General features: G+C 35.5%; 32 protein-coding genes. 7 read left to right on the forward strand and 25 right to left on the reverse strand.

Annotated features, from left to right (window positions below; all coding sequences use genetic code 11):
- Positions 1-41: 41 nt before the first annotated feature.
- The 7 genes from AC6CHV_RS03595 to AC6CHV_RS03625 form a co-directional block, all read right to left on the reverse strand.
- Positions 42-509, reverse strand: a complete 468-nt coding sequence (locus tag AC6CHV_RS03595) for a GNAT family N-acetyltransferase (RefSeq protein WP_341331284.1) — start codon at positions 507-509, stop codon at positions 42-44.
- A 42-nt stretch (positions 510-551) separates the two neighbouring features.
- A complete protein-coding gene (locus AC6CHV_RS03600; RefSeq protein WP_341333532.1) occupies positions 552-953 on the reverse strand; it encodes a YhfM domain-containing protein in 402 nt (133 codons plus the stop codon).
- 164 nt (positions 954-1117) lie between these two features.
- Complete coding sequence (locus tag AC6CHV_RS03605; RefSeq protein WP_341331283.1) at positions 1118-1657, reverse strand: DinB family protein; 540 nt, start codon at positions 1655-1657, stop codon at positions 1118-1120.
- 212 nt (positions 1658-1869) lie between these two features.
- On the reverse strand, positions 1870-2079 hold the full coding sequence (locus tag AC6CHV_RS03610; RefSeq protein ID WP_341331282.1) for a hypothetical protein: 210 nt from the start codon (positions 2077-2079) through the stop codon (positions 1870-1872).
- Between the two features lie 152 nt (positions 2080-2231).
- Positions 2232-2609, reverse strand: coding sequence for a hypothetical protein (locus tag AC6CHV_RS03615; protein WP_341331281.1), 378 nt, complete (start codon positions 2607-2609; stop codon positions 2232-2234).
- Positions 2610-2785: 176 nt separating this feature from the next.
- Positions 2786-3439 carry a hypothetical protein gene (locus AC6CHV_RS03620; RefSeq protein ID WP_341331280.1) on the reverse strand — a complete coding sequence of 218 codons (654 nt, stop codon included), beginning with the start codon at positions 3437-3439 and terminating at the stop codon, positions 2786-2788.
- Positions 3423-3950, reverse strand: a complete 528-nt coding sequence (locus AC6CHV_RS03625; RefSeq protein ID WP_341331279.1) for an RNA polymerase sigma factor — start codon at positions 3948-3950, stop codon at positions 3423-3425. Before AC6CHV_RS03625 ends, AC6CHV_RS03620 begins: the two co-directional genes overlap by 17 nt.
- Before the next feature lie 343 nt (positions 3951-4293).
- Between AC6CHV_RS03625 and AC6CHV_RS03630 the strand changes: the two genes are divergently transcribed.
- Positions 4294-4785, forward strand: coding sequence for a DinB family protein (locus AC6CHV_RS03630; RefSeq protein ID WP_341331278.1), 492 nt, complete (start codon positions 4294-4296; stop codon positions 4783-4785).
- A 221-nt stretch (positions 4786-5006) separates the two neighbouring features.
- Here AC6CHV_RS03630 and AC6CHV_RS03635 read toward each other — a convergent pair whose 3' ends face one another.
- The 3 genes from AC6CHV_RS03635 to AC6CHV_RS03645 form a co-directional block, all read right to left on the reverse strand.
- Entirely contained in the window at positions 5007-6263 is a 1257-nt protein-coding gene (locus AC6CHV_RS03635) for a GNAT family N-acetyltransferase (RefSeq protein WP_341331277.1), read from the reverse strand.
- 163 nt (positions 6264-6426) lie between these two features.
- The gene (blaI, locus tag AC6CHV_RS03640) at positions 6427-6816 is read right to left on the reverse strand and encodes a penicillinase repressor BlaI (protein WP_121448035.1); all 390 of its coding nucleotides are present in this window, start codon (positions 6814-6816) and stop codon (positions 6427-6429) included.
- A gap of 60 nt (positions 6817-6876) precedes the next feature.
- Positions 6877-8643 carry a BlaR1 family beta-lactam sensor/signal transducer gene (locus AC6CHV_RS03645; protein WP_341331276.1) on the reverse strand — a complete coding sequence of 589 codons (1767 nt, stop codon included), beginning with the start codon at positions 8641-8643 and terminating at the stop codon, positions 6877-6879.
- A 400-nt stretch (positions 8644-9043) separates the two neighbouring features.
- On the opposite strand from AC6CHV_RS03645, the gene bla reads away from it, so the two are divergent.
- On the forward strand, positions 9044-9895 hold the full coding sequence (bla, locus tag AC6CHV_RS03650; RefSeq protein ID WP_440272505.1) for a class A beta-lactamase: 852 nt from the start codon (positions 9044-9046) through the stop codon (positions 9893-9895).
- Positions 9896-10068: 173 nt separating this feature from the next.
- Positions 10069-11766: a M3 family oligoendopeptidase gene (locus tag AC6CHV_RS03655; protein WP_498078146.1), complete on the forward strand. Its 1698-nt coding sequence runs from the start codon at positions 10069-10071 to the stop codon at positions 11764-11766.
- Between the two features lie 113 nt (positions 11767-11879).
- Here the strand turns inward: AC6CHV_RS03655 and AC6CHV_RS03660 are convergent, their stop codons facing one another.
- Positions 11880-12227, reverse strand: coding sequence for a DUF4260 domain-containing protein (locus AC6CHV_RS03660; protein WP_341331273.1), 348 nt, complete (start codon positions 12225-12227; stop codon positions 11880-11882).
- Between the two features lie 451 nt (positions 12228-12678).
- On the opposite strand from AC6CHV_RS03660, the gene AC6CHV_RS03665 reads away from it, so the two are divergent.
- A complete protein-coding gene (locus AC6CHV_RS03665; protein ID WP_341331272.1) occupies positions 12679-13194 on the forward strand; it encodes a hypothetical protein in 516 nt (171 codons plus the stop codon).
- 283 nt (positions 13195-13477) lie between these two features.
- On the opposite strand, the gene AC6CHV_RS03670 is transcribed toward AC6CHV_RS03665, so the two are convergent.
- The 3 genes from AC6CHV_RS03670 to AC6CHV_RS03680 all read right to left on the reverse strand — a co-directional run bounded on the left by AC6CHV_RS03670 (position 13478) and on the right by AC6CHV_RS03680 (position 14954).
- Positions 13478-13987, reverse strand: a complete 510-nt coding sequence (locus tag AC6CHV_RS03670; RefSeq protein ID WP_341331271.1) for a GNAT family N-acetyltransferase — start codon at positions 13985-13987, stop codon at positions 13478-13480.
- Between the two features lie 164 nt (positions 13988-14151).
- Entirely contained in the window at positions 14152-14535 is a 384-nt protein-coding gene (locus tag AC6CHV_RS03675) for a DUF5412 domain-containing protein (RefSeq protein ID WP_341331270.1), read from the reverse strand.
- 83 nt (positions 14536-14618) lie between these two features.
- Positions 14619-14954 carry a hypothetical protein gene (locus AC6CHV_RS03680; RefSeq protein WP_341331269.1) on the reverse strand — a complete coding sequence of 112 codons (336 nt, stop codon included), beginning with the start codon at positions 14952-14954 and terminating at the stop codon, positions 14619-14621.
- Between the two features lie 306 nt (positions 14955-15260).
- On the opposite strand from AC6CHV_RS03680, the gene AC6CHV_RS03685 reads away from it, so the two are divergent.
- Entirely contained in the window at positions 15261-16028 is a 768-nt protein-coding gene (locus AC6CHV_RS03685; protein WP_341331268.1) for a SurA N-terminal domain-containing protein, read from the forward strand.
- Positions 16029-16362: 334 nt separating this feature from the next.
- Here AC6CHV_RS03685 and AC6CHV_RS03690 read toward each other — a convergent pair whose 3' ends face one another.
- The 5 genes from AC6CHV_RS03690 to AC6CHV_RS03710 all read right to left on the reverse strand — a co-directional run bounded on the left by AC6CHV_RS03690 (position 16363) and on the right by AC6CHV_RS03710 (position 20347).
- On the reverse strand, positions 16363-16866 hold the full coding sequence (locus AC6CHV_RS03690) for a DinB family protein (protein WP_341331267.1): 504 nt from the start codon (positions 16864-16866) through the stop codon (positions 16363-16365).
- Positions 16867-17240: 374 nt separating this feature from the next.
- Entirely contained in the window at positions 17241-18176 is a 936-nt protein-coding gene (locus AC6CHV_RS03695; protein WP_341331266.1) for an NADP-dependent oxidoreductase, read from the reverse strand.
- Between the two features lie 242 nt (positions 18177-18418).
- Positions 18419-18769 (reverse strand): DUF1428 family protein, encoded by a 351-nt coding sequence (locus AC6CHV_RS03700; RefSeq protein ID WP_341331265.1) that lies wholly within the window; start codon positions 18767-18769, stop codon positions 18419-18421.
- 62 nt (positions 18770-18831) lie between these two features.
- The gene (locus tag AC6CHV_RS03705) at positions 18832-19587 is read right to left on the reverse strand and encodes a class I SAM-dependent methyltransferase (RefSeq protein ID WP_341331264.1); all 756 of its coding nucleotides are present in this window, start codon (positions 19585-19587) and stop codon (positions 18832-18834) included.
- 67 nt (positions 19588-19654) lie between these two features.
- Positions 19655-20347, reverse strand: a complete 693-nt coding sequence (locus AC6CHV_RS03710; protein ID WP_341331263.1) for an SGNH/GDSL hydrolase family protein — start codon at positions 20345-20347, stop codon at positions 19655-19657.
- Between the two features lie 477 nt (positions 20348-20824).
- Between AC6CHV_RS03710 and AC6CHV_RS03715 the strand changes: the two genes are divergently transcribed.
- On the forward strand, positions 20825-21277 hold the full coding sequence (locus AC6CHV_RS03715; protein ID WP_341331262.1) for a LytTR family DNA-binding domain-containing protein: 453 nt from the start codon (positions 20825-20827) through the stop codon (positions 21275-21277).
- A gap of 1 nt (position 21278) precedes the next feature.
- A complete protein-coding gene (locus AC6CHV_RS03720) occupies positions 21279-21689 on the forward strand; it encodes a DUF3021 domain-containing protein (protein ID WP_341331261.1) in 411 nt (136 codons plus the stop codon).
- A gap of 121 nt (positions 21690-21810) precedes the next feature.
- On the opposite strand, the gene AC6CHV_RS03725 is transcribed toward AC6CHV_RS03720, so the two are convergent.
- The 6 genes from AC6CHV_RS03725 to dpaL all read right to left on the reverse strand — a co-directional run bounded on the left by AC6CHV_RS03725 (position 21811) and on the right by dpaL (position 26682).
- Positions 21811-21999: a hypothetical protein gene (locus AC6CHV_RS03725; RefSeq protein ID WP_341331260.1), complete on the reverse strand. Its 189-nt coding sequence runs from the start codon at positions 21997-21999 to the stop codon at positions 21811-21813.
- Between the two features lie 85 nt (positions 22000-22084).
- A complete protein-coding gene (locus tag AC6CHV_RS03730) occupies positions 22085-22606 on the reverse strand; it encodes a GNAT family N-acetyltransferase (RefSeq protein WP_440272504.1) in 522 nt (173 codons plus the stop codon).
- A gap of 119 nt (positions 22607-22725) precedes the next feature.
- Entirely contained in the window at positions 22726-23271 is a 546-nt protein-coding gene (locus AC6CHV_RS03735) for a DUF1697 domain-containing protein (protein WP_341331258.1), read from the reverse strand.
- Positions 23272-23446: 175 nt separating this feature from the next.
- On the reverse strand, positions 23447-23794 hold the full coding sequence (locus AC6CHV_RS03740; protein ID WP_341333531.1) for a VOC family protein: 348 nt from the start codon (positions 23792-23794) through the stop codon (positions 23447-23449).
- A gap of 416 nt (positions 23795-24210) precedes the next feature.
- Positions 24211-25413, reverse strand: coding sequence for a M20 aminoacylase family protein (locus AC6CHV_RS03745; protein ID WP_341331257.1), 1203 nt, complete (start codon positions 25411-25413; stop codon positions 24211-24213).
- A 27-nt stretch (positions 25414-25440) separates the two neighbouring features.
- Positions 25441-26682: a diaminopropionate ammonia-lyase gene (gene dpaL / locus AC6CHV_RS03750; RefSeq protein ID WP_341331256.1), complete on the reverse strand. Its 1242-nt coding sequence runs from the start codon at positions 26680-26682 to the stop codon at positions 25441-25443.
- Between the last annotated feature and the right edge of the window lie 2 nt (positions 26683-26684).

Below are 26684 nucleotides of genomic sequence, written 5' to 3' on the forward strand. Positions count from 1 at the left end.
AAACTCTCTATAATTTTAGTAGACTAACAAAGTATAATGGCCTAGTCTTTTGACGGGACATATTCCATTGGTTCCGTACTAGAAACATAGCCGTTTTTCTTATAATAATGAATAGAATCTTCGCTTGGCCAAACGATCACAAATTCATAATTGTTTTCGTTAATCCACTTGTTTACCGTACGAAGAATGTCACTTCCAATGCCTTTATTCCGATATTCCGGAACTGTGTATACATTTGTCATGTATGCAAATGGGTATGTTATTCTACCAGGACGGGGTACTTTCTGAATCAATTCTATGTATATATGCGATACAATTTGTCCATTTATCTCTGCAACCCATATAAACCACTGATCACTATTCATTGCTTTCTCTAAAAAAGATTGACATTCCTGTTTAAAATCCTCGAATGATGAGTCTTTTTTACTTTCATCATGCTCAACTGTAAAATCCCATCTCATTCTGATTAATTGAGAAATATCTTTTAGTTCAGCAAGTCTTATATCCAACTTTTCTCCCCCCTCCTGTCAGAGATTACTTCTTACATCAACCTATTCTTGGTCAGCTAATTTTTCGCCAGTAAGGGCTTCAAATAGTTCTGCTGACTTATTCCTGTCTAATTGAACATACTTGTTTCCAGCTTTTATGATCTCTACCTTATCTTTATTAGGGCTTATCCAAAGTTCATACAACACGGCTTTTGCTTCATTATGAAATTGAAAGGCAAATCGGTAATCAGGAGGAAGTGCCATTTGTACCTTTGCTGTTTCCCAATCAACATTATTGATGATCTCCCACACGTTTTGAACTTGTTGATTATTCGTAATCATTTTGAATTCTTCATATATATTTTCAATACCAATACGCTTTTGAACTTCAATGCTCTGTTCTTGATTTGAACAACCCGCTATATAGATTGAAACGAATCCTATTAAAGCGATTAAACACATCATTTTCTTCAAGGCATTTTCCCCTTTTTATGATAAGTCGAAAGGTGTTGGGAAAAGTTGCAAATTTCTCCTCTCTATCAATCAACCATACACTTTACGAGAAGAGCCTTGAAGAAAATGAAAAACTCTTCCCTTACAATCTTTCTTTTAACCAAGATGAATAACCACTATTGTTTATTTTCCTGCTCTTTTAAAATACCTAAATATTCTATCCAAGGACCCACGTCGGTCCTGTATCTCTCAGCCATTACCCTTACAATTTGGGCAATGTGTGTTAGATCATGAACTACCCAAGTTGATAGCAACTCTCTTATCTTAACTGTACCAAATGCAGGGTGTGAGCCCTTCAACTCAAGATGAAGATCAGATTCAATATGAGACCTAAGTTTAGTTATATTTTGCATTCTTATAGCTTTAAACTCCTGCAGCTTTTCATTAATTGACTTTTGAGATTTTTCCTCTAAGTGCGAATATCGATCAAATGGAGGAAAAGGTTTATTGCAGCCTTCTTGAAGAATAAACTCTAGTCTCGGTATCCAATTATTTTTCTCACCCTCAATAAGGTGCTCGATCACTTCAACGGCATTCCAAGTTCCTTCACCTTCATTACACTGCAGCCATCCTTCTGATAAACCAGATAAAAAATACGCCAGTGTTTGTGGTGTTCGTTCTAACACCTCAATAGCTTCTTTCATGTTAAAATGCATATAACTCCTCCTTCACAACAATTTGAAACTTCCATTTGCTATGTGATATCTCTTCAAACATTCCCATTCTTTCAAAAAAAATGCTATACCCTTATCAAAGTAAAGCAGCCGTTCCTTTACGTACATTTTTACAAAGATAGCACAAGTAGATATTGCTTATAAGCAATATATTTGTACTTCATATAACATTCTTATATCCAGAATCTTTTAAGTTATAATATCGTTTCCAAATATTCACATCTATCAAGCGCTTGCATTTCTGTTTTAAAGCCATTTTCAAGTATTTCATCACGATAACAGATACACCATTGATTTGAATTATCTACCCATACAACTTTAATGTAATCCCATTTAGAAAGACCTTCCTTGACTGTCATATTATAAAAAATATCATCCCATTCATGAATATCTAATCTTTTCATAATGAAATTTATCCTCCAATTTTTTTATTTTATATAAAGTTCGATAATTTCTTAGTTTTATCCTCCTTCTATCTTGTAGCTATTTCTGTTCACTACCAATCTTAACATTGAGAAATCTTCGATATTGAACATTGGATTCGTTAATGGTCTACTTAACCATTCATCGCAGTTATCAAAAAACAGAGACCCGTAATTAAAGATAATGGTGTCATTACAAGCCTTTCTTTTTTACTCTTTGAAAAAGCATTCATGACTGTATTTAGGAATAAATAAAATGCAAAAAAATAACAGACTCCTTTTGCAAAGGGTGCTATTAAACTTATCGAAATTATTTGACCAACTTGTAGGATAAACATGATTGCAATCAATTGAATAAGAACAGAAATTAAACAAGCAATTCGCATTTGCTTTGGCATTATTTTATATTTTCCGCCCATTGCAAGATCTCCATAAGGCAACCCCAAAGCTAATAATACGTACAAAATAGCCGCTGCCAGAAAAGCAATACTTCCAATCCATGCTGTTAACACAGTATCCCCCCTTCCCCATAACTGCTCCTCACTGCTTCTACTCATATTTATGCATGACTTTTTATCTCATTCCTGCTTCGAAGTTGAAGAAACAAAACTGCGGACCAAGAACTTGCCCCCATTTTTTTGTTTCATTTTCCTCGTCGATCTTTTTTTCGATAAGAACCAATGCTTAACTATAAACTTTCATAATTAAATTGTTCAGCTATTTTGAGTAGTTCATCCCTATCGCCTTTGTCGTTGTGACCTGCAACAAATTGAACATAATAAACATAACTTTCGGTTAATACATATAACTTGTAGCTTCCAACTTTTGCATCAGGTACTGGCTCTTGTAATACAGCCCGCTGATTTGAGATAGTGATTTCTTTTGTAGTATAAGAGAGTGAAGGATATTTCGGATGATTCATAAAGACTGCTATCGCGTTATCTACAGAACCCCACTCATTTTCTTGTGTGTGTATTGTTATTTCTCTCCCACTCGGAGTTTTAAACTGAACTTGATGTAATTGCTCTAATTGACTTTGGAGTTCGGGTATTTCTTCATCAGCAATTGTATGTAATTCTTCGCCTGCAGGTAAAGTAGATAAATCCATAGTATTTAACTTCCCAGTTAACTGCCCGGCCAAAAGAAATACAAACATTGATATCAAAGCAAAAGTAGTGAATAGAACAAATCCCTTTTGAAGCTGTGACCTTCTTTTTCCCTTTTTTATATCCTTGATTATCCTTTGACGGATTTTTAGAGTACGCTCCATCTTCCATTCCATCTCATACTCTAGCTTTTGCAGTGAGCGGTCTAAAGAAATCGTTTCATTTTGTTTGTTCATACACAAACCCCTCCTTAGAAAGTTGTTTTTCCAGTGCTGGGAGTGCTCGATTAAGCGTAGACTTTACTTTACTTTCAGTCCAGTCAAGAATCTTAGACGTTTCCTCAATTGAAAAACCCTTAATCTTTCGTAAAATGATAACCTCTCGATAGGATTCCTTCAGGTTAGCCAAAGCTTCGTAAAGTTCAAGTGAACTCTCCTTCATTTGGACAATTTGTTCTGGTAAGGGATTTGGATCCTTTTTAGAAGTAAATACTTCCTTAAATAATCGAATTGGTTTCTGTTTTCTGATATAATCGATTGTTACATTGTGGGCTACACTAAACAGCCATGTTTTTACGCTGGAGTCCCTTTTGAATGTGTGGTGATACTTATATGCTTTCACAAACGTTTCATGAGTAAGGTCCTCCGCTTGTTGATAGTCCTTCACCATTAATAGGATAAATTTGAAGATCGTTTGATTGAATTGCGTGTACCATTCCACAATTTCATTTTCTCTGTAATCATGCACTGTTCTCTTCCTTTCTACTTCTTTATAAAAATTGACTCAATGTTTAGACGTTTAATACTTTAAAAAGTTGTGAAGTTTTGTAAAATTTTATTAAATCAATTGGATATGCTTAAAAAGTGCCTTACTCCTTCTTGGAATTCAACAAAAAGTTCCTATCTTCCTGCAACATTACTCTTAAACTGAACTGCTTCCTTAACAAAAGGCTGCCGTGGCAACCCAATCTCTAAACAGTTGTTCTTTCCCTGTTAACACAACATATATTAAAATTGGTTTAAGGTTTTACGAATTAGAATTCTGAACACAAGGATCATCAATAATGAGATTAAATTGGAGGGAATACAATATGGATGTACGGACGCTTTTACAACAACAATGGGCAAGCTGTCTGGATAAAGAGGACTGGTTTCCACCACTTGAAAAAGTGCTTGAGAATATTTCTTTCGAACAGGCAATTTGGAAGCCAGTAGAAGGGGCACATTCCATTTGGGAATTACTTAGTCATATACTTTTCTATGAAAAGAGAATTCTGTTGCGATTTCTGGATGAAACAGAGAATGAACCACAGGCTGAAAATAATGAATCAACCTTTCGATTACCAACCGAAACGTTAGACAATTGGAATGAAACAAAACAAGAATATTTTTCCGTTCATCGTGAGCTTGAAAAAATCCTAGCAACATCAGAACAAGAAGATTTGTATAGAGAGATTCCAAGAGAAGATCATTCATTAGTCATTGAACTTAAGAGTTTAGCTATGCACGACGCCTATCATATTGGGCAAATAGTATTCCTAAGTAAATTACAAGGAGCATGGGCTGACAAACGCAGTTTTTAAAATTTCCATTTGCATTACAGCGGCGGCTCTAATGGAATAAGGACGGGAACGCCTAATTTAGGCGTCCCCAATTTCATCCTATAATAAAATATCAAATTCGAGTGTTTGACTCCCTACAGTTCCACCACCATCCATATATCATGGGTATTCTAATTGAAAGAAACACTCTTAGATTCAGACTAAATTACATTTATTTTATAAACTACTTGGGGCACTTCCGATCAAAAAGCCGTGATACATAGAGGTTTTTGCATATTTGCAAATAAATGATCAAGTCGCTTTACCTGGTCCGTATGATTCACAATTACACGGCCAAAGTTGAATAGTTTCTTAAAAGAAACAGCCCCCATTAATAATGAGGACAAATCTGATATTTCAATAGATAGGTCAACTTCTGCCTTTTCTTTAGGAGATAGAGTTGCTTTTCCTTCTCTGAATTTTATTACCACTCGTCTACTATTCTCTTTTATAAAACTATCAATAATGTTTAACCCTACTGTTATCGTTTCATTATTAAAAGGATATGCACCTAAATTTTCGATGAACTTTTCGATATTAATAATTCGGTACATTAAACCTACCCCAGCCCGATTCGTTTCATGATATACACTTGGAATCAAACGATCGGATCCATTTCTAGGATCTTCGACTAGGTATTCTATGTCATCATCTTGCGTAGTTAGCTCAATTCGATGAATTTGATCGCTCTGGCTATTAAAGAACGCAGATAAGCATAATAATGCTTGTGAACTTTGGTAAATCAGTTCTTTTATCACCATATTATTATGAACAAAATTCGTTTCACTCATTTTTTTAAATGAAAATACGGTATAGCCTTCCAGTTTATCTCCATTCATATAACCAATCAATTTATTATCTGGATTTTTGAATATCCCTTCGATTTCATTTGCAGTTTTCAATATCATTCCGTGTGTTTCGCTTGCATATTGATTATAGCAATCTTCTATTAACTCTTTATGTGTCACATCAAGGTTAATAAGACCTTCTTTTGTCCCACTTGCTGGAAAACTAGATGGCTTAATATGGTATTGATTCATCTTCGTTCCATAGCCAAAGCCCATTTTTCTATAAAAATCGGGTCTAAATGGATAAAGTGCAACGAGTGCAACATCTCGCTGAACAAAGTGCTTTATAAAATATTGAATTAATTCTTTAGCAACTTTTTCTTTCTTATGAAGTAAGTCAACGGCCACTAATCCTACTCCGCCTATATCTATTGTTCTGGAGTGTACATTCATCTTAAAATAATGAATTCTCATGCCACCTACTAATTTACACTCACGAAAAATTCCATAAAATTCAATCGAACTTACTTTTTCCTGTTGAGAAATGAGCATGGTGGAATATCGCTCTTTGAACTCGGCCGTATTCTGCATCGTTCCAGGATAAGCATTTACAACGATATCAACAAAAGCTGGAATCTCAGTAAAGTCTAATTTTCTAATTACACTATTCATATGTACACATCCTTATCTACACCTATTATCAAGTTGGAAATTCCTATTTAGTCATAACCACATTTTAATATATTCCAATTATAAAAATAAAATAATAGTAAATTTCTATACGATTTTGACAAAAAATGCATAAAAAAAGAATACCACTATAAAATGGCATTCTTTAATTGGTTTGCTTTTTCTTCTTAGGATCCAAAATGGAACGTAATTCCTGTATATCCTCTTCTGATAATGAGTCTTCCTTTATAAACTGGACCAACATTGATTTCAGTGCCCCACCATAAATTCGTTTAACAAAAGATTCCGCCTCCGCATGCTGGCATTCATCTTGCGAATAAAGTGGGAAAAAGGTATAAATTCTTTTTTCTTTATTTACACCTACTACACTTTTTTTGACAAGTCGATCAAGCAGGGTACGTATGGTTTTTGGTTTCCAATCTGTCCGTTCTTGAAGGCTAGAAATCACTTCATTGGCTGTTAGTGGCGTCTTTTCCCAAAGTACCGTCATAATTTCCCATTCAGACTCTGAGATAGTAGGTATTTTTTTAGACACTCAGTTCCACCTCCTTTGTCGTTCAAAAGATGATACTAACATCTTTTAATCAAGTTTTACTTAATAGATTCCCTTTTCGTGCAAAATGGATAACGTTATTTCTGCCGCCTTTTTTCCGGTGGCATTATCTTCATGTTGTATATTGGTTGCAAAGAAATACGTATTTTGCCCTTTCTCTACATATCCGATGAACCAACCGTTTATTTCATTGCCATTAACAGTTCCTGTTCCCGTTTTACCAGAAAGAATCTCCTTATTTTTTTCCTCAAGCTTAATTGCATCTTTAACAGTCTGGAAGTTTTTTTCCTTAAACCCTAGTTGATTTGTATACAAATCTTTTAATAGCTGGACCTGTTCCACTGGAGAAATTTTTAATGATGATTCTAGCCAGTATTGATTGATTCCCCCAGACATGTCAGCATTCCCATAATTGATCTGCTTAAGATATGAATAGATACTCTCTGCCTGATTTCTTTGATCCAACTCCTGAAAATACCATGTCACTGAATTTTTCATGGCCGTTGTTACAGTTTGTTCTGAATTCCAAGAATCAAAGGGATACTTTGTGCCATCCCATTTTATCGTAGAATTTTCATCAGAAATCAGATTAGACTCCAGTCCAATTAATGCACTATAAATCTTGTAAGTAGAATTCGGTGATACTCTCAAGGTGCTTTTGTCTTTATTATATATTTGATATTGATCAGCCTGGAGATCATATAAGACAAAGCTTCCATCATAGCCAGTAAAATGCTCACTAAGATCCATATAAAGGGTATTTTCATTTTCAAAATCATAATGATTGTTATCTTGAGCCATTGCAGAAATGAATGGAACCTGACTAATAACCAATACTCCTAAAATCGTAATAATCACTGTGCTTTTCAGCTTCAAAATCTTTGATTCTTTTGTAAATGAAGCAATTCGCTTTATGCGACTTTTGATTTGTTTTTTGGAGCCATTAAATTGATTGGCTAACTTAACGGTTCTCTGACTTGAAACTTTATCGATAAAATTGATGATTGTTAGCCCATATTGTCTATGACACTTTTCATCTAAGGAACTTAAAACTGCATGGTCACAAGCAATCTCACGATCTAATCTCATTTTTCGAAACGCAATCCAAATGATTGGATTGAACCAGTAAATGATTTGAAAAATGACAATCAAGTAATTCGTTGCGATATCTTTTGATTTATAGTGGTTAAGCTCATGCAAAAATATATACTTGATTTCGTCTAAAGTCAGCCATTCGTTAAAATTAGCAGGCATTACGACATAATTTCTAAAAAGACCAAATGTCATCGGGGATTTGACATGCCTTGATTCTCCTACAACTACAAGTCCCGTTATATTTAATTGTTTTTTGCACTGTTCAAACAAAAACTGCACATCTTTATTTTTCAAAGAGTCTGTTGTTCTCTTAATCTTCCTTACATCAAGCCATGCTTTTACTGCAAAAAATGTCATGACTAGCATCCCTGCGATCCATATGCTGGCTGTCATGATATTAAGATATTCAAAGTTCGTCCGGTTAACTGATACGGAATAGTCCTGTTTCCAATTTGAGTTTTGAACTTCCTCCGTAATCACAATCGAAGGGATTCTTCCGTTACTCTCGTTGACCTCCAAAGCCATATTGGAAAGTTCAAAAGGTAATAATTGAAACGGAATAAAAGGCAGTAACAATGCAATCAACAATAAAAACCATATACAATATTGCCCTTTTGCAGATAATTGCTTTTTGAATATGCTCCGCACAAACAAGATGCCGATAACCGTTAAGGAAGATACAGTTAAACAGATGATAAAGTATGTAAAAAACATCTTATTTTCATCTCCCTATCTCTGCCCGTTGCTTTCTACCTAAAGGGCAAAATCTTTCATAACTATATCCCTTTTCCCAGAATTACAACTGTAATATTCAAATGATATCACGCTAGTTGAAGTTTATCAATCTCCTCCTTCTAGTTAAATGTTCTACTTCTTGGGAATTTTTATTCTTTTAAAAAATGGGTTGACCACATTTGATTACAATTGTAGTATTGTATTACACGTGTAATCAAAATCACAGAAAGGTGGATGCTCCTTCGAATCAACTCTATTAATTCTTTAGATTTATCATTTATTAGGAAAGAGGTTATTCATTTTGAAGAAAATAACGAATACATTATTCAAACTACATACATTTAAAGGCACTCTACTTCTATCTCTGTTTATTCTAGTCATGTTAGCTGGTTGCTCCGATTCAGCAACTTCTACAGCCTCCCCATCGGAAACAAATAAAGAGAAAGAAACTACTACAGATGAGGAGTTCACACAACTTGAAAGCAAGTTCGACGCCCGCCTCGGGGTTTATGCATATGATACTGAAACAGAAAAGAGTGTCGTCTATCGAGAAGATGAGAAGTTTGCTTTCGCTTCCACTTACAAGGCGCTTGCTGCAGGTGCAATGCTTCAACAGAAATCGATAAACGAACTTGACGAAATTATCACTTACACAAAAGATGAATTAGTCACTTATTCACCAGTCACAGAAAAACATGTGGATACAGGAATGTCATTGAAGGATATTGCGGAGGCTGCTATCCGTTACAGCGACAATACAGCTGGGAATCTACTATTCAATGAAATCGGAGGTCCTGTAGGATTTGAAACAGCGCTAAGGGAGATTGGCGATATGGTTACAGAGTCTGACCGTTTTGAGCCTGATTTGAACTTTACAGTTCCGGGAAACTCTCGTGACACAAGTACACCGAGAGCACTTGCACAAAGTCTACAAACATTCGTGGTTAGTGACATTCTTCCCTCAGAGAAGCGAGCACTCATGACCGATTGGCTAGTCGGGAACACCACTGGAGATACATTAATCCGTGCTGGTGTACCTGAAGGCTGGGTCGTTGGTGATAAAAGCGGGGCAGCAAGTTACGGAACACGTAATGATATTGCCATTGTTTGGCCACCTGAACGTGATCCAATTCTTATCGCCATTCTATCTGACCGTAGTTCAGAGGACGCAACATATGATGATACCCTAATTGCGGAGGCTACGAAAATCGTAGTAGAAGCTTTAAAATAAAATGAATTCAACGGGGCAACTGGTTTAAGTACTGGTTGCTCCATTTTCCTTATTGTAAATACTTTCCCCTTGAATATATTTTTTTTATAAAAAACAAGGTAAGAACAAGGATTCGATACTATATTTATAGAATATACTTATAGATATACATATAAAGGGAAGGTGAATTAACCATGACACAAGATATTCGTCATAGTTATTATAAAGAATTAATTGATTTAAAAGATGTAGAATTGATAGAAGCACAATTTCAAAGTTTACTTGATGTTTCAATCAATTCTGTTTCTGACCTTGTAAAGTGGTTAGAAGATGAAAAGAATTTAACCATTAAGATTGCAGAGGCAATAACAGGTCACCAAGTAGACTTCTACCGAAACACCGAGGATGAAGAAATTAAAGCAACGTATCTTCACGATCAGCAAGTCATTCATCCACTTTTCATGAAATATGAAGCAAAATTAAATGAGAAGGTCTGTGAGTCTCCATTCTTTAATCAATTAGATGATAAGCGCTACGGCTTAATGCGACGAGTTCGCGAATCCAAAGTGAAACTGTTCAGAGAAGAAAATATTCCATTAATGGTAAGAGAACAAGAACTCTGTACAAAGTACAGTGAAATTATGGGAGGATTAACAGTTGAATGGGAGGGTGAAGAAAAGCCTTTTCCATTTATCCAATCCCAGCTCGACTCTCTTGACAGAAGCATTCGAGAAAAAGCGTATTACAAGATAGGTTCTGCATTTCGTCAAATTAAACCGGATATGGATGCCATCATGGACGAACTCATTCAATTGCGCCATCAAATCGCATTAAATGCCGGTTATGTAAATTATCGTGATTATATGTTTGTAGCCAAGAATCGTGAGTATAGTGTCCAAGATTGTTATGACTTTCATGAAAATGTAGAAAAACACATTATCCCAGCTTGGAATCGACTTGCCAATGTATTTAAATCAAAGCTTGGTGTCGATACTTATCGCCCTTGGGATAACACCGCGAAATTGATGAAAAAACCACCATACGCTGAGGTATCGACTCTTATGGATGGTGTTTCTGAAATGTTAGGAAAGACAGATCCCTATTTTTCAGAACGTTTCGATTACATGAGAGAAAATGGATTATTAGATCTTGGAGATCGAAAAGGAAAAAGTCCAGGTGGTTTTTGTACCTCCTTACCTGTTTCAGGAGATACCTTTGTATTTGCGAACTTTAGCCCGTCCTTTTTCTCTTTAATTGCATTAATCCATGAAATGGGACATGCGGTGAATGGGTACCTTCAATTTTCTGAACATGGACCTACTGAAGACTACCAACAGCGAATGGAAGTAGCTGAACTGTATTCTCATGGGATGGAATTGCTCTTATTGGATAAGCTAGATCGTTTTTATCCAGATGAAGAGGATTTTCACAGTGCACAGCGTGAAGAGTTAAGACGCGCATTTACAATGTTATATGGACCATTATCAGGGGACCTCTTCCAGCATTGGATGTATACGAACCCTACCCACACAGCCAAAGAGCGTGACGAAAAATACTTTGAAATCTCAAAAAGTTATGGCTTAAACCCTGTTGATACTTCTGGACTAGAGGAAGAAATTGGGATGAGTTGGATTGGCACCCTTCATTATTTCGAAGTACCTTTCTATAATATTGAATACTCTATCTCGATGTTAGGTGCTTTAGAATTACTTGAGAATTATCAGAAAGACCCTAATCAAACGGTTGAAGCCTTCAAAAAAGGTGCAAGTGCGGACTACAATCAATCAATCGCAGCTATTTATAAAGAAACTGGAGTCAATTTTGACTTTTCAGAGCCGGCAGTTAAACGAATGGGTGAATTCTTAGAAAAAGTCATTCAAGATATTCGTTAACAAAGTGAACCACGTAAACAAACTTCACCCTGCAAAAAGGGCTTAGAGAGAACTTCCTCTCTAAACCCTTTTTTATGAAATGATTGTACTAAAGCTGCCAGTTTATATAACACTTAAACTCTATTTAAATGTGTATCTTTGAAATTAGTTGAATATTTCAAGCCGTACCCAAGTGCTCTATCCATCCCTATATGAGCTGACCAAATTAACCCCACTGCCAACACGAATTGATTCGTTAGGAGTAAACCTACTATTACCATCATAATCGACACACTATAAGTATGAAAAATATTATAACATTTTGCACCAACATTATTGTTAAACATATAGCCGATCATTGAAATATCAGGTGCAAACAATAAAATTAAAAACATCCACCAACTGTACTCATTATACGAATAAAGATATATACTTAACACGAAAACTGCTAGCCCTTCAATGTGTAACATCATTTTATTCATCTCTGTGTATCCCCTCACTCTTTAAAGCAGTCATTTCATATTTTATTAAATAAAGTAATTATTCATTCTCATTACTGCTCGTTACCTCAAGAATATAATTTCATAAAGTATACGTTAAACTGTTCCATTCATAACTCCTTCTTCTATTTTATTATTTAGAGAGCTCCGAGAAAACAGTACATGAGTGCAAAGATAAAAATAAATGTTAATACTGGTCCTAATACATCTTGTCTATGGGTACTTTTTCCGGACTTTAAATTTTTTAAAAAAGTAGTAAAATTAATAAACCACAAAACACCTAATAACGGTATGACAACCAAAAGCGTAATTAACATAGGATTCATTCCCACCTTCCCAAACGGTAAAGCGCTACTTATTATTGTTGAAAGATCTTTGATAGAATGTTAATCTCAAAGCAAAGTATATGTATATTTTATAAGGAGCTAATGCCATGCCTAAAATTTCTCTTGCTGAAGCTGTGAAATTAAAGAGCGTACTATCCAAAAGAATACATGAATTAGAAGAAGAAATGGATCGTCTAGCTTTTATTGACATTGAAAAAGGAAATAAGATTCCAAAACAAGTCCGTACATTAACTGATGTCGAACAAGATATTGAAGAAGTTCGAAAAGACGTTCGATTACTTGACAAACTCATATATAAAGCGAATATTGAAAACGAAATCATTTTTAATGATGAAGAATTAACAATTGTTGAAGCAATAGAACTCGCTACCCAGTTACGTGCAAAAGCTCGTAAATATAAGGTATATGGCACAGCGCCTAAAGAGGAGTTTTCTTATTCTTATAGTGAGGGTGTACCTCTAGTTAAAGTTGCGATGTTTGATCCAGAAGTATACCGGTTAAAAGGTTTAGAAATTGATCGTCAAGCTAATCGACTATCTAATCTAATTAATGCCAAAAACTACTCCATACAATTAAATTTTGATAGTGAAAAGTATTTCTAAACCTTGAAGTGGTGAGACTCCTCTTCAAGGCATAGAAGGAGATGTTCTTGTGAACTCACGTACAATTGTAATGGCAATCGGCAAACCAATAATCCAATTACCATTTACATATTTACCTGTTACCAATTACCCTCTCTAGCAATGGAAGGTCGATGACCAATCCTCCCGATAGATGTAAATCTCCTTCTATGAATCCTTCATCCTTATCGGATGGAGGATTTTTTCGGGTTGGTTAGATTTTTTAATACTAATCTACCAAGCTAATTCCTACAAAAACTCAATATTATGAATAGACGTGGTTAAATACCCAGTTTTTAAAGGATTTATATGCTTGTTCTTGTAGTGGCTTCGGGTAAGACATTAAAACAAGTGAGACGGCGCTTTGCCCTTTTGCTAATGGAGGTTGAACATACCCCCACTCACTAAGGGTAAAGCCATTTCGTTTATAAAAATCAGCTCTTCTTTTTTCGATTTCTCCCTCAGGTGGTTCAATTTCAATCACAACAGGTTTTACCTGCTGCTCGAGAAAGGCTTGAAGGAGTTTCGACCCTAAGCCTCCATTGCGGAATCTTGATTTAACGGCAAAATGCTCTAAGAAGATAAAATCAGGTCCCTCCCATGTGGCAAAAAAAGCAGCAAGCTCATGATCTTTTTCATACACATATATTTGATAATGAGGGGCAGAAAGTAAAGAACGTTGCATGTGGTAAGGCCTATATTCATCACTAGGGAAAGAATCTTCAAATAATTGATAAAGGTTTTCAAATTGGTCTTCTTGTAAAAGTGTTAACATGTGATTCTCCTTGCTGACTTGTCAATTTGTTATTATTCATGATTTTCATGTTACTATTTTAGCATAATGTGCATTGATATTTTTAACATATTAGTCTGAGTTGAATGTCAAGTTGATTCGGTCAAAAACGGGGCACCCCTATTTGTAAAAACATGTATAAACAATTATTGATTTCTAAAGTCGAATTTATCTTTAGGTACATCGAGAGAATGTCCGTTAATAATCACTGTGTCGTTATTAATCCATTCAATATCTGCTGTTTCCTCTCGATAATTCCAGTATATATTTTTTGTTTTTTTATCTTTGTTGTTAAATACTAGTTCTCCTCGTATCGAGTACGAGGTAGTAGCTCCACCGTCTACAAGATATGTCTTTAACGTGTAAGTACCTTCCGGAGAGGTCTTTTCCGTAAGATACTCTCCTGTGGGTAACCGATTCATATCAAAAAATGCCCAATACACCCCATACCCAACTAATGAAATAACTAATAATCCAATGATGATAAATACTTTTTTATATAACTTTCTTTTAACCTTTTTAAGAACCATAGTAATACTCCTCTATTACTCTCTTTTTTTCTATACCCTATTGAAAGAAACTGCCTACTAAGCAATAAATTAGATTCATTAATCTAATATTTGTATATATCTACTACCGGACTATAACCTGGATTGAATGTAAAGGGAACAAAGGTACCAAATATCCCTATACCTTCAATTAATGTTCTAGTACCTCTTTCATCTTCAAGGATTACGCCCATCTTATTTATGAAAAAATAATCGTCTCTCGTTCTATTAACGACTTTTTCCTGCGAATTATTATATAGGCAATTATCTCCAACACACTCTGTATCGTATTTACTCGCTAACCACTTATTAAATGTCTCTGTTGAGGGTTTTGATAATGGTAGAATTAAAAAAAATAGAATAATAGCTAAAGTAAAGTAAATGATTCGTTTTCTATTCATATTTCACACCCTTATTTTTAACAAAATTCCCATTAATTACATTTTACAACATGGTATTTAAGAATCCCATTAAAACTTTCAATGACTCCAATAAATAGAGGCACCCCATTCTAGGACCATAAAATTTACCCCTTTTATGATATTCTTTTTCAGAATTTAATGACTCATTACCAAATGTTTCAATCTTGTTATAAATATTAAGAAAGTGTACATGGGTTTCTTTTCCGTTGGATTAACTTTATAATGGCGGACAAGATGTTTTTTTAGAAAAAAATTATTCTTGTAGCTTTCGGAAGGAGTTTTATTATGAAAAAATTGATGTTTACATTAATAACCGGTCTAATGATTGTTGTTTTAGCAGCATGCGGAGGAAATGACGAAAGTACAGAAGCTAAAAATAATGATAAAACGAAAACAGAGGAAAATGAACAGCAAAAGGAACAGCAGAAAGCAATGGAAGAAATGCAAAAGAAACTAGAAAGACAGAAAATAGATGAAAAGAAAACCGTTGCCATCGTAAATGATACAAAAATTTTAGGAAGCGACTATAATGGCATTTTATCATCTATACAAGGACAAATGCAGCAAATGGGACAAGATCCGACTTCTAAAGAAGCGGCAGAGCAAGTAAAAAACCAAACCATTGACAGTTTAGTCGGACAAACTCTTCTCCTTCAAGAAGCAGATAAAAAAAGCTATAAAGTTTCAGAGGCAGATATTAAAAAGCGACTGGACGAAGTAAAAAAACAGTTTAAAACAGAAAAAGAATTCGAATCCGCTCTTAAAAAAACTGGCATGGATATGAAAACCCTTGAAACTCAAATAGCCGACGGACTTAAACTTAACCAGTACGTTGAGAAAGAAATTTCTGTTGGTAAAATTACCGATGAAGAAATTCAAAAAACGTATGATCAATATGCGGAACAGGGAAAAACAACTGGACAAGAAATTCCAAAGTTTGAAGAAGTAAAACCGCAAATTGAACAATCCCTGCAACAGCAAAAACAGCAAGAAAAACTCGCTCAGCATGTAGAAGAGTTAAAGAAAAATGCAAAGATTGAAATTAAGATTTAAAGGTTACACATAATAACTAAAAGGGCTGTAGTATCCCCCTTCAGACACACAAGAAGATGAATCTCTACAACTATGGAGTGTTCATCTTCTTTTTTTAATAGCGTGTTCGTTATGCTGTAGCAGCCCTTTATTTGTCTTTTTTCACTTCGTTCTTGTTATAGTTATTAGTCTTCCACATAACAAAGTGAACCACCACAATTGTAGTAATAAACCTCGGTATGGTTCATTTGTTCCACCAATCAAGAATGCCAAAATAAAGTACGATCCAAATGATATTAATTATTAATAGGAACATGGCTATTTTAAATTGTTCTATATTAGTAACTAGGAAAATTTATAAATGAATAACTTCCATTTCTAGTTCACACTTTTGGCGTAAGTGATGGCGAAAATGCATACCGACAAGTTCGAACCACTCCCTCGCGTTCAGCCAGCCAAAACCTTCATGTTTTACTTTGTAATTGGGATTAATATCATCTACTCTAGATTCCGATTGCCTCAACCTTTCCATCACCTGATCTAACCGACTCATAAGTTCTTCTTTACTATCTGAATTGTTTGGTGGAGTATTTAGTTCGTCCGGCAACTTGATTTTAATGGGTGGAAACCCTCCAATTTTATATAATTCTTCACCAAAATCCGTTTTTCCAAGCATTTGCTCTTCCTTTGATTTTGCACAAGCTTCCACATTGTCAAGGTACTCTATTGCAACTAGAATCACATGATCGTACATTTGACCAATGGACCAAACCCCTTTAGCCGATATATATCTTAGTTGCTCAAGTGTATAATTTTGTAGATCGCTTTTATATGTTTCAATCAGTTTTAAAGCACTCAATCAATCACTCCTCTATCATGTCTTCCATCTTATATTACTTGATTATTAAGAATATTTTCACCCTATATTTTGTTATTCATGAAACTCCTTCTTTAGTACAACAAGAAAAAGCTGCCTTCGTGACAGCTCTAATAATCAACCTTTGTAGTTTAAGAAGAAGCAAGGATTCTATCACTTTATTCAACTAAACTTCTCGGTTGCTTAAAAAAAAGGGCCTTAATCCTTATTGGATCAACGCACCCGATATATTTTTTCTGAAGTATATAGTACTGATTCTTAACATGTAATTCAGTCTTTTTTCTTTTTTTAAAATTAGTTCCATATTATTATTGTTAATCATACTACCTGTTACACGAGTGGGAACTGACCACCAATTATTTAAATTTAATTACAATTTTTCCTTTGGCATGGTTTGTTTCACTTAACTCATGTGCTTTTTGTAGCTCTTCTGCGGAAAAACCAAATACACTACCCACTTGAGGCTTAAGTATTCCTTTCTCAAGTAATTCACCTATTTCACTTAGCTGTTTACCATTTGGAGTTAACCAATAAGAGCTTGCCGTTACTTGGTGCTTTTCTATTAATGCTGAATCGGGTTGTCCGGCAATCGTTACTAGTCTGCCACCAGGTTTTAATATTTTGAAGCTTTTATTCAAAATCTCGCCACCCATTGTATCAATAACTACATCATAATCACTTAATACTTCTTCAAATTGTTGTGTACGGTAATTAATGAATTCATCTGCACCTAGCTTTTTTACATATTCCTCGTTTTTTTCACTCGCTGTTGTAGCAACATAAGCACCTAAATGTTTTGCCATTTGAATGGCCAAACTGCCTACACCACCAGCTCCAGCGTGTATGAGTACTTTATCTCCTTGCTTGACTTTTGTTTTATCCACTAAACACTGCCAAGCGGTTAGGCCAGCTAATGGAATAGAGGCAGCTTCTTCAAATGTCAAGTTACCTGGCTTTTTGGCAAGCAATTCTTCATCCACAATTGTATATTCCGCATATGTACCTCTAGGGGTTGTATCCGGTCTCGCGAACACTTCATCCCCGACTTGAAATACCTTCACTTCATCTCCAACTTCAACTATCTTACCAGCCACATCCCAGCCAAGAATTATAGGGAATGGCCAATCAAGCATCTCCTTCAAATAACCTGCACGTAGCTTCCAATCAATTGGATTAATGGAAGTTGCATAAGCCTCAACAAGTACTTGGTTTGGTTTTATTTCTGGTTTCGGTAGCTCCTGCTCTACTAGCACATCTTTACTACCATATTCATTTATGACAACCGCACGCATGAACAGCACTCCTTTTTACAAAATATAATCCAGCTTATTATTTGTTTCCTCCTGGAAAGTCATTCCTTCACGTCAGAGTCTGATTTCTGACGATTATAGATACTAATTTTATACCAGACAATTAAATATGTTTATGGATTCTAAAGTTTAATTAACCCGGTTTGTTCAAAAAAAATAGGAAGTGCCGCAGCTCCTTCCTTTGTTAAGTAAAGCATCTATTAATGAAATACAAAATATTTATATTAAACTTTTTCAAATTCACCACGAACAACCCGGCTCATATCAATAACTTTAATCATTTCATGATATAATTCTTCAATTCGCATATCCGAGTCAACTTTTCTCATAACTGTATCGTGGTGATGTTTATTATTAAAAGTAGAAACTGAGCACATCAAGGTTTCATTTTCATGCAACTCCACCGATGCCTCCATCCCTTTACAACCATAGATACCATCAATAAAAGTGCTCTGGAACGTATCATCTTCAAGAGCTCCATATTCCTTGTAAATAAGAGCTGCTTTTTTGTTAATTTCTATAAATCTATCCTTTTTAAGGTTCAGAACTGGGTATAAATATAATACATTGTACATAAAAATCATCCTTTCTGCTCTTAAATTCTTACTTAGGTTCCACTTTCCTATATGATTAATGATTACACATGCCCCAAATAGCTCCTTGTTATGTTCGGCATAATGATGGTACCGTTTTTGCTATGTTTTTCAAATAGTTTCGTTAATGCCGTAATGAAAGGATCATACTCCTTGTCAGACCTCTTTGGAGAATAGGAAGCAGATAAGTACCTACCCAGAAACCCATCTAAAGTAATGTGTAAGTCATTGTGAAAGTAGTTAAGATCATAATTACCATCTTTAAAAAATTGATGAAAAGGAATCGGAGCTTCTTCCGTACCACCACTAAATCCATTAAAATTCGGACAATACTTTTTACAAACATCAGCGCATTCCTTGTTTATATCACTTGACCCATCCCGGCTATTCCAAACAAGGGCCACTTTAGCGCCCTCTTTCAAAATCCGCTGACACTCCAATCTGAACTGCTCAAACTGAAACCAGTGAAAAGCCTGTGCGACCGTCACTAAATCTACACTCTTCTCATCTAAAGTTGTGTTTTCAGCCGTGGCTTTAACCGAAGTAAAACGGGAAGTAGGCTCTACCATTTGTTCCGCCACTTTTCTCATGTCATCATTGGGTTCCACTCCGATTACCGTGTATCCCCTTCCGAGTAACTGCCTGCTTAATATTCCAGTTCCCGATCCAATATCTGCAATTATACTTTCCTCATTCAAGCCAGCTTCAGAGACTAAATATTCAATATACTCACGTGGGTAGCTGGGACGATATCTCGCATATATCTCAGCTTTATCAGTGAATTTATCAGTCGATTCCATCAAACATCTTCTCCTTTTGGAAATTTATGCCTTACAAATAATACTTCCTATTCAATAAGTATAAAGATTACTGAATGGATTTATGGTCGTTGAATAAATGTTGATCTATCATGTTTGAATATTGGGCCGCAACGAGGGATGAACCCGTACTATTTAAATGAACGCCGTCTAACGTTAGGTGAAGTCCTCGTTTTTTTGATAACCGGTCGATGCTAGTTGGATTTTTATAAAAGAGAACATCCATCATCACTCTCATAACGTTGATACTGAGGTAATCTGAACTAGTAACATTAGAAAGGTGTTTCGAGAATACGGAATGAAAATCTAAGAAATTTACATTTGAACGATCTCTTGAGAGGGATTGGATGATGGAGGTTAAACTTTTTATTTCTTTATCATTTTGTGAAGTTTCACCCACTAAAGCTGGCGAAACCGTAATTACGCGTTTTGAAAATGAAATAACCATGTCTAATACTTTACTGTAATACTCTCTAAATTCCTCAGGATCTTTTTCAACAGGCTGTGCTTGGAACTTCAACAATTTAGAATAAACATCATTGACTCCAATCCAAAGGAAAATAAGATCATAATTTGTATCTAAATTTAATTTGGTTAGACGTGTATGCAAACTTTTAACTGTTTCCCCTGGTTTACCAAGATTATCAAAAGAAATACTTGGATAGTTTTCTTTTAAACTATTCACAAAAGACACACCTGGACGACCTTCTGTTAAACTATCACCTATTAGTCCGATTTTCATTGTTTAATGCCTCCTTTTTGGGCATAACATCCGTCATAATTCTATTTCTAGCGTTCCCTTTCACCTGCCTTTTCCGGGAGTCGGGTACGATTAAGTACGCTTGCGTTCCCCTTTTACCTGCATCTCCCCAGAATCGGGCACGATTCGAACGCTTGCGTTTCCCTTTTACCTGCATCTTCCCAGAATCGGGTACGATTCATACGCTTGCGTTCCTCTTTTCCCTATCCTAGAATCGGGCACCAGAGGAACAGTCATTGTAATTCTACAAATATCGTTAATCCTTCTGAATGTATGTCACCAACTAATTTCCACAAGTTACCCTTCATTTCCTTCCACTTACTGTAATTTTACAGACTGGAAAGGAAATTCAACATACAATTAGTTAAGAAAGTCACAGGGAGGAGGTAATAAAACATATATTGACAGACATCAAGAGCTGAATCGAATATACTTTAAGTGAAAAGAGGTGTCTGAAATTTGAAACTTATTCTAAATATTGATAAAGCATTTGAAGAAACAAGAATTACCATTGAAGGGCCAGAGTTAGATGAAAATATTCAGGAACTGATTGATTTCATCTCTGGAAGGGAGCAACAATTTCTTGTAGGAAAAAAGGGAGACATGCAGCATATTCTCAAACCGGATGACGTTCACTATTTTCATACTGTAAATGAAAATGTTATCGCTGTCACACAAGCAGATTCTTTTATATTAAAAGAAAAATTATATGAACTCGAGGCCATGCTACCTACTAAAAAGTTTATCCGCATATCAAAATCGGTAATCGCTAATCTGAATCAATTGAGTCGTTTTGAAGCATCGTTCAACGGTACACTCTGTGTTTACTTCAAATCAGGAAAGAAAGAATATGTGTCTCGCACCTATGTCCCCACGATTAAGGAAGTTCTACAATTGAATAGGAGGAAGTAGTATGAAAACTTTTATAATCCGTAGTTTCATCGGTATTTTCTTCGGAGGATTTATAGCGGTATTAACCACCGATCTTTTTATCCTTTTTGGAGGAAACGAAACGATAGATGGAACGTTATTTCTTAAAAACTCAGTAGGTTCTGTACTCTGTGGGTGGTTATTTACAGTGAGTTCCATGTACTTTGAAAATAGGTATTTGAAGCTTTTCCAACAGACCATTCTTCATTTCTTAACCGTCACGATCCTATACCTCATCTTAGCTCTCACAATCGGATGGATCCCATTTACTATTGAAAATATCTTACTAGCAGTCTTAATTGCCATTGTCGTCTATACAATTTTCTGGATTGCATTTTACCTTTACTTCAAAAACCAAGCGCGGAAATTAAATGAAGATTTAAGGAAACTATGAGATTTAATACAAAAAGTACCTTTTATTAAAAGAGCAACTTCTAAATAGTTGCTCTTTCACATTTATTTTAACTAATCTATATTGCGTCATATTCTAGCCTTCGGAATGATATAAGTTTTTGTTAGCTAAAAAACATCATCAAGACAGAAGGAAATAATGTTGCAACAATCAATAGTAGCACTAAACCAGTAAACATATATGTAACATATTTCTTTCTATCTACACCCTCTCTTAATTCCCACAATCCTATTGTAATAAAATATAAACCTATCATAGAAATTATTACGGGTAACAGAACAAAAATATTCATCTATCAATCCCCTTTTTATTTATGTATATCCTCACAAATCATATTTAATATTAACACTCTCCCCTGGTTTTTTAATAGAATTTTATTAGACATTTATCGGATCATCTGGAGTATAGGCGACTTGCGCAATCTGTTTTTCGCCATTTTTTTCAAATACCTTATATTCCTTCATCCCAATTTTCTCAGCTACCTTTTGTGAGGGTATATTTTTAACTGTGGTATACGAAAAAACCTTGGGATAATGTAAAACCCTAAATGCATAATCCTTGCATGCAAGTGCGGCTTCTGTTGCATACCCTTTATTCCAATAGTCCTTAATAATATGAAATCCAATCTCTGGAACCGTTTCGTTGTCAATTTTTTGCATGGTGATTCCACAATCTCCAATAAACTTTTCTCCATCTTTTAAAATTACGGCCCATAATCCATGGTTATACTTTTCATAGTTATCCATATTCCATTGAATCCACTTTTCCACCTTTTCTAAGCTAAAAGGCTCTGGATAGTATTTCATAGATTCTGGGTCAGTAAGAACCTTCGATAACTCATCAATATCTTTTAAGACCAGTTCTCTTAAGTACAATCGCTTCGTTTCCATTATTTTCAATATGATCATCCCTTGTTTTTCTACCATTTGCGTTTACCTATTTATAATAGAATGTTACAATATTATTCTTACAAATCGCCCGTTAGATCGTAATCTATTATAAAAATTTCATCGGTATCCTACAGGTTTTGGGCTTCCATGAGTTCATATATCTTACGAGTTGTGTTGACATTTCTTACTGTTATTTGCTTGTATATCTTTGTTCCAATGATCTTTGACATTCCACTTTTGTTTGCATTTTTCTTTTCAATAGACCATAGAATCGCACCGGGGACATATTTCACCGTGTCAATCGTTGGTTTAATCACCAAATTCTCAAGGACAGTTTCATCATCAATTTCATCCCATAAAAACATAACATCACTTTTCATGTCTTTGTCATTTTTCCATGTGTCAGGGATTGCATGAATGATTCCTCTGACATCATCGATACTTCGAACTACTACCTTTATACGTAATCCAAAATCATCATGGATTGCTTCTTCCAAAATACGTGATAGAATTGTTTTGGATGAGTCATTAGATGAAAAAATAATATTACCAGTATTGATGTAGGTTACTACATCCTTCATCCCGACTTGTTCGAAGGTTTGTTTAAGCAACTTCATATCAATTTTATTGTTTCCACCCACATTAATTCCACGAAGAAGAGCGATATAAACCATAGCCATCTTCCTTTCGACTTTTATTTTGTTTACTATTTCTCTAAGCGTCTCCAAGTTTGAATGAGCCAATCTGCCAAAACAGTCTCCTCTTCGAATTGCGGATAATGTGCAGATTTTTCAATAACCATAAAATCATTACTTGAGGTTTTAACCCTCCGTTTGTTCAATCAACCCTTTATTTTTCCCAAAGCTCAATCAGTCTGCCTTCAGGATCTTTAATCCAAATAAACGCACCATAATCACTCGTCTCTTTTTCCTTTTCAAGTGGTACACCCATTTGATTAAGATGCTTAATCGCCTCGTCTAAATTATCGACTTGGAAATTTAACATTACTTGCTGTTCTAGTGGAAAGTAAGCGTCATCTTCAGTAAAGAAAGAAAAAATCGTTTCATTACCTGGTTCCGGTTTAATTATTGTCCCATTCCAACCTTCAAAATCTAAATTCAAGACCTCACTGTACCACTTTTTGATTGCATCTACATTTTTAGTTCTCCAAAAGATTCCCCCGAAACCCTTTATCATCATAATAAAATTGCTCCCTTCCATAACCTATTTCTTTTATCAGTTAGTTTCAACATACTGGTGAATTAATTCTTCTTGAATAATCCTACCACTTCCAATAGGCATAATAAAATCCCGTTAACAACAATGGATTAATGGGAAATTAAACTTACAAAAAGAGTCTTGCAGTCCAATTCTAAACAGGTTGTGCGCTAAAACCTAGACTTCGGCTATGGGGTATAGACAAATTGGTTTTGCCTCTCCTACTTGTGTGGACAAAGTTGCAACCAAATTTTAGTTATCGGCCATAAATTTGAATTATCGGCCATGAATATTATTTATTAGCCGTATTTTTGGTTTATCAGCCATATTTTTGGATTATCGGCCATAAATCGATTCGATGATATGTTTTTTAAGAATCATTCTTTCATTTGTGCTTATACATTTTGGTTATACCTTGCATCTAAAACAGAGGAATCCTTTGGTAAACGGACCTTAACTAATTCTGCAAAATATTCGGCTCCAATCGATAAGATCTTATCATTAAAGTCATAGCGTGAATTATGAAGTGGAATATTGCCGACTCCATCGGCATCATCACCATTCCCTATAAATACAAAACACCCAGGAATCTTTTCTAAAAATGCACCGAAGTCTTCAGAAACCATCCACGGTTGACAATTTCCATCCACATTCTTTTCATCAACTACATTTTTGGCTGCTTGTACCGCAATCTCAACACATTTTTCCCAGTTAACGGTTGGTGCGAATTCATGCGTATATTCAAATTGACACTCCGCTCCATTTAGTTTGCAAATTCCTTCACTGATCGTTCGCATTCGTTCCTCAAGTAACTTTTGAACCTCTGGCGTATAACTTCTCGTATCCCCTTTAATCACAACATTTGTTGGAATCGCATTGCGAATTCCATCTGTGATGAATTCAGTACACGAAATGACCGCTGGAACATTTGGATTCATATTACGAGAAATAATGGTTTGCAAAGCAAGAACAATTTCAGATGCAATCACGATTGGATCTTTCCCCATATGAGGACTTGATGCATGTGAGCCTTGACCTTTAATACGGATCACAAAGTTATCTTCGCTTGCCATTATTCCTCCAGCTCGAGTTGAGATGGAACCAGCTGGCATTCCTGGCATATTGTGCATGCCATAGATCTCATCTACTGGAAAACGATCGAATAATCCATCTTTCATCATGGCAAAAGCACCTTTACCCGTTTCTTCTGCGGGTTGAAAAATAAATCGAACGGTCCCATTGAAATTTTTGCGCTCCGTTAATAGCTTGGCAGCACCCAAAACTGTTGCCATATGTCCATCATGACCACACGCATGCATTTTGCCTGGATTTTTAGAGGAGTATGGATGTTGTCCTACCTCTGTTAGATTAATCGCATCTATATCTGATCGAATCCCAATGATTCCTTTCCCAGCACCAACTGTAAGATTAGCAACGATCCCAGTACCTCCAATATTCCTGTGAACCTCTAATCCCATTTCTGTTAGGACTTTAGCAAGAAAATCAGACGTGTTTTTTTCTTCAAATGCACTTTCAGGATGAGAATGAAGATAGTGCCTCCACTCAATAAGCTGTTTTTCAAAATCTTCGCTTTTCAACGTAACCGCACTCCTTTTCAAAAATAATTAGAAAGATGGATATGCCCCATCCCATACTACTTTTCGATAATGATCGGGATCCGTGTCACCTTCCGTGCTGATAATTAAAATTTTTGAATCTTGATTTAGATTCAATGCATTTTTCATATCAATGAGCCTACTATTTTGTACTACTAAACTAACGAATCCTATACCCACTGCTGCACCGGATTCACCCGATACAATACGTGGGTCATTACCTAGTGGGGTTGCAAGAATTCGCATTCCTCGTGATGCGGCATAGTCTGGGCAAGAAACAAACACTTCTGCATAATCTTTTAAAATACCCCAAGACGTTTTACTTGGTTCTCCACATGCTAAACCCGCCATAATCGTATCCAATGCACCTGTTACGGCATGAGGCTTCCCGTCTCCCACTCTCATCGATTGGTATAAACAATCCGCTTTATCTGGCTCCAGGATAACTGTCATAGGGCGCTCATCTCCAAATTTCTCTACGAGATATCCGAGCATGCTACCTGCAAAAGAACCTACACCAGCTTGTAAAAATACATGTGTTGGTCGATCAGCATAAGCTTCAGCAATCTGCTCCATTGCTTCATCTATGATTGTTAAATAGCCTTGCATAATCCACGCAGGAATTTCTTCATATCCATCCCAGGCTGTATCCTGTACCAAGACCCAGCCATTTTCTTTAGCCTGTTGGTTTGCCAATCTGACCGTATCATCATAGTTTAAATCTGTAATAAAAGCATCTGCTCCTTCTTTGCGAATATTAGTGAGCCTGATTTCCGAAGAACCTTTTGGCATATATACAACAGATTTTTGACCTAGCTGGTTTGCAGCCCATGCAATTCCTCTACCATGATTTCCATCTGTTGCTGTTACAAAAGTAATATCACCCAATTTTTCTTTTACTTTTTTACTTCTTAATTGTTCAAAAGATAGCTCTGAGATATCTATGTTTAATTGTTCTGCTAGATAGTTACCAACCGCATAGGAACCACCTAATACTTTAAAAGCATTCAATCCAAATCGGTAAGATTCATCTTTAACCCAAATATGACGTACTCCAAATTGTTTAGACAACCCATCTAAGCTGTGAAGCGGAGTTACTTGATATTCTGGAAAGCTCTTATGAAAATTTCGTACCTTTTCAATGACTTCCCGACTCATAAATGTTGCAGATGCTTTCTCTGAATCTGTTTTTCTTGTATTATCATTTACTAAATATTGAATTTCGGATTTGCTATCTGTTACATTAGTCATTT

It is taken from the genome of Ferdinandcohnia sp. GQ5, from assembly GCF_059759275.1.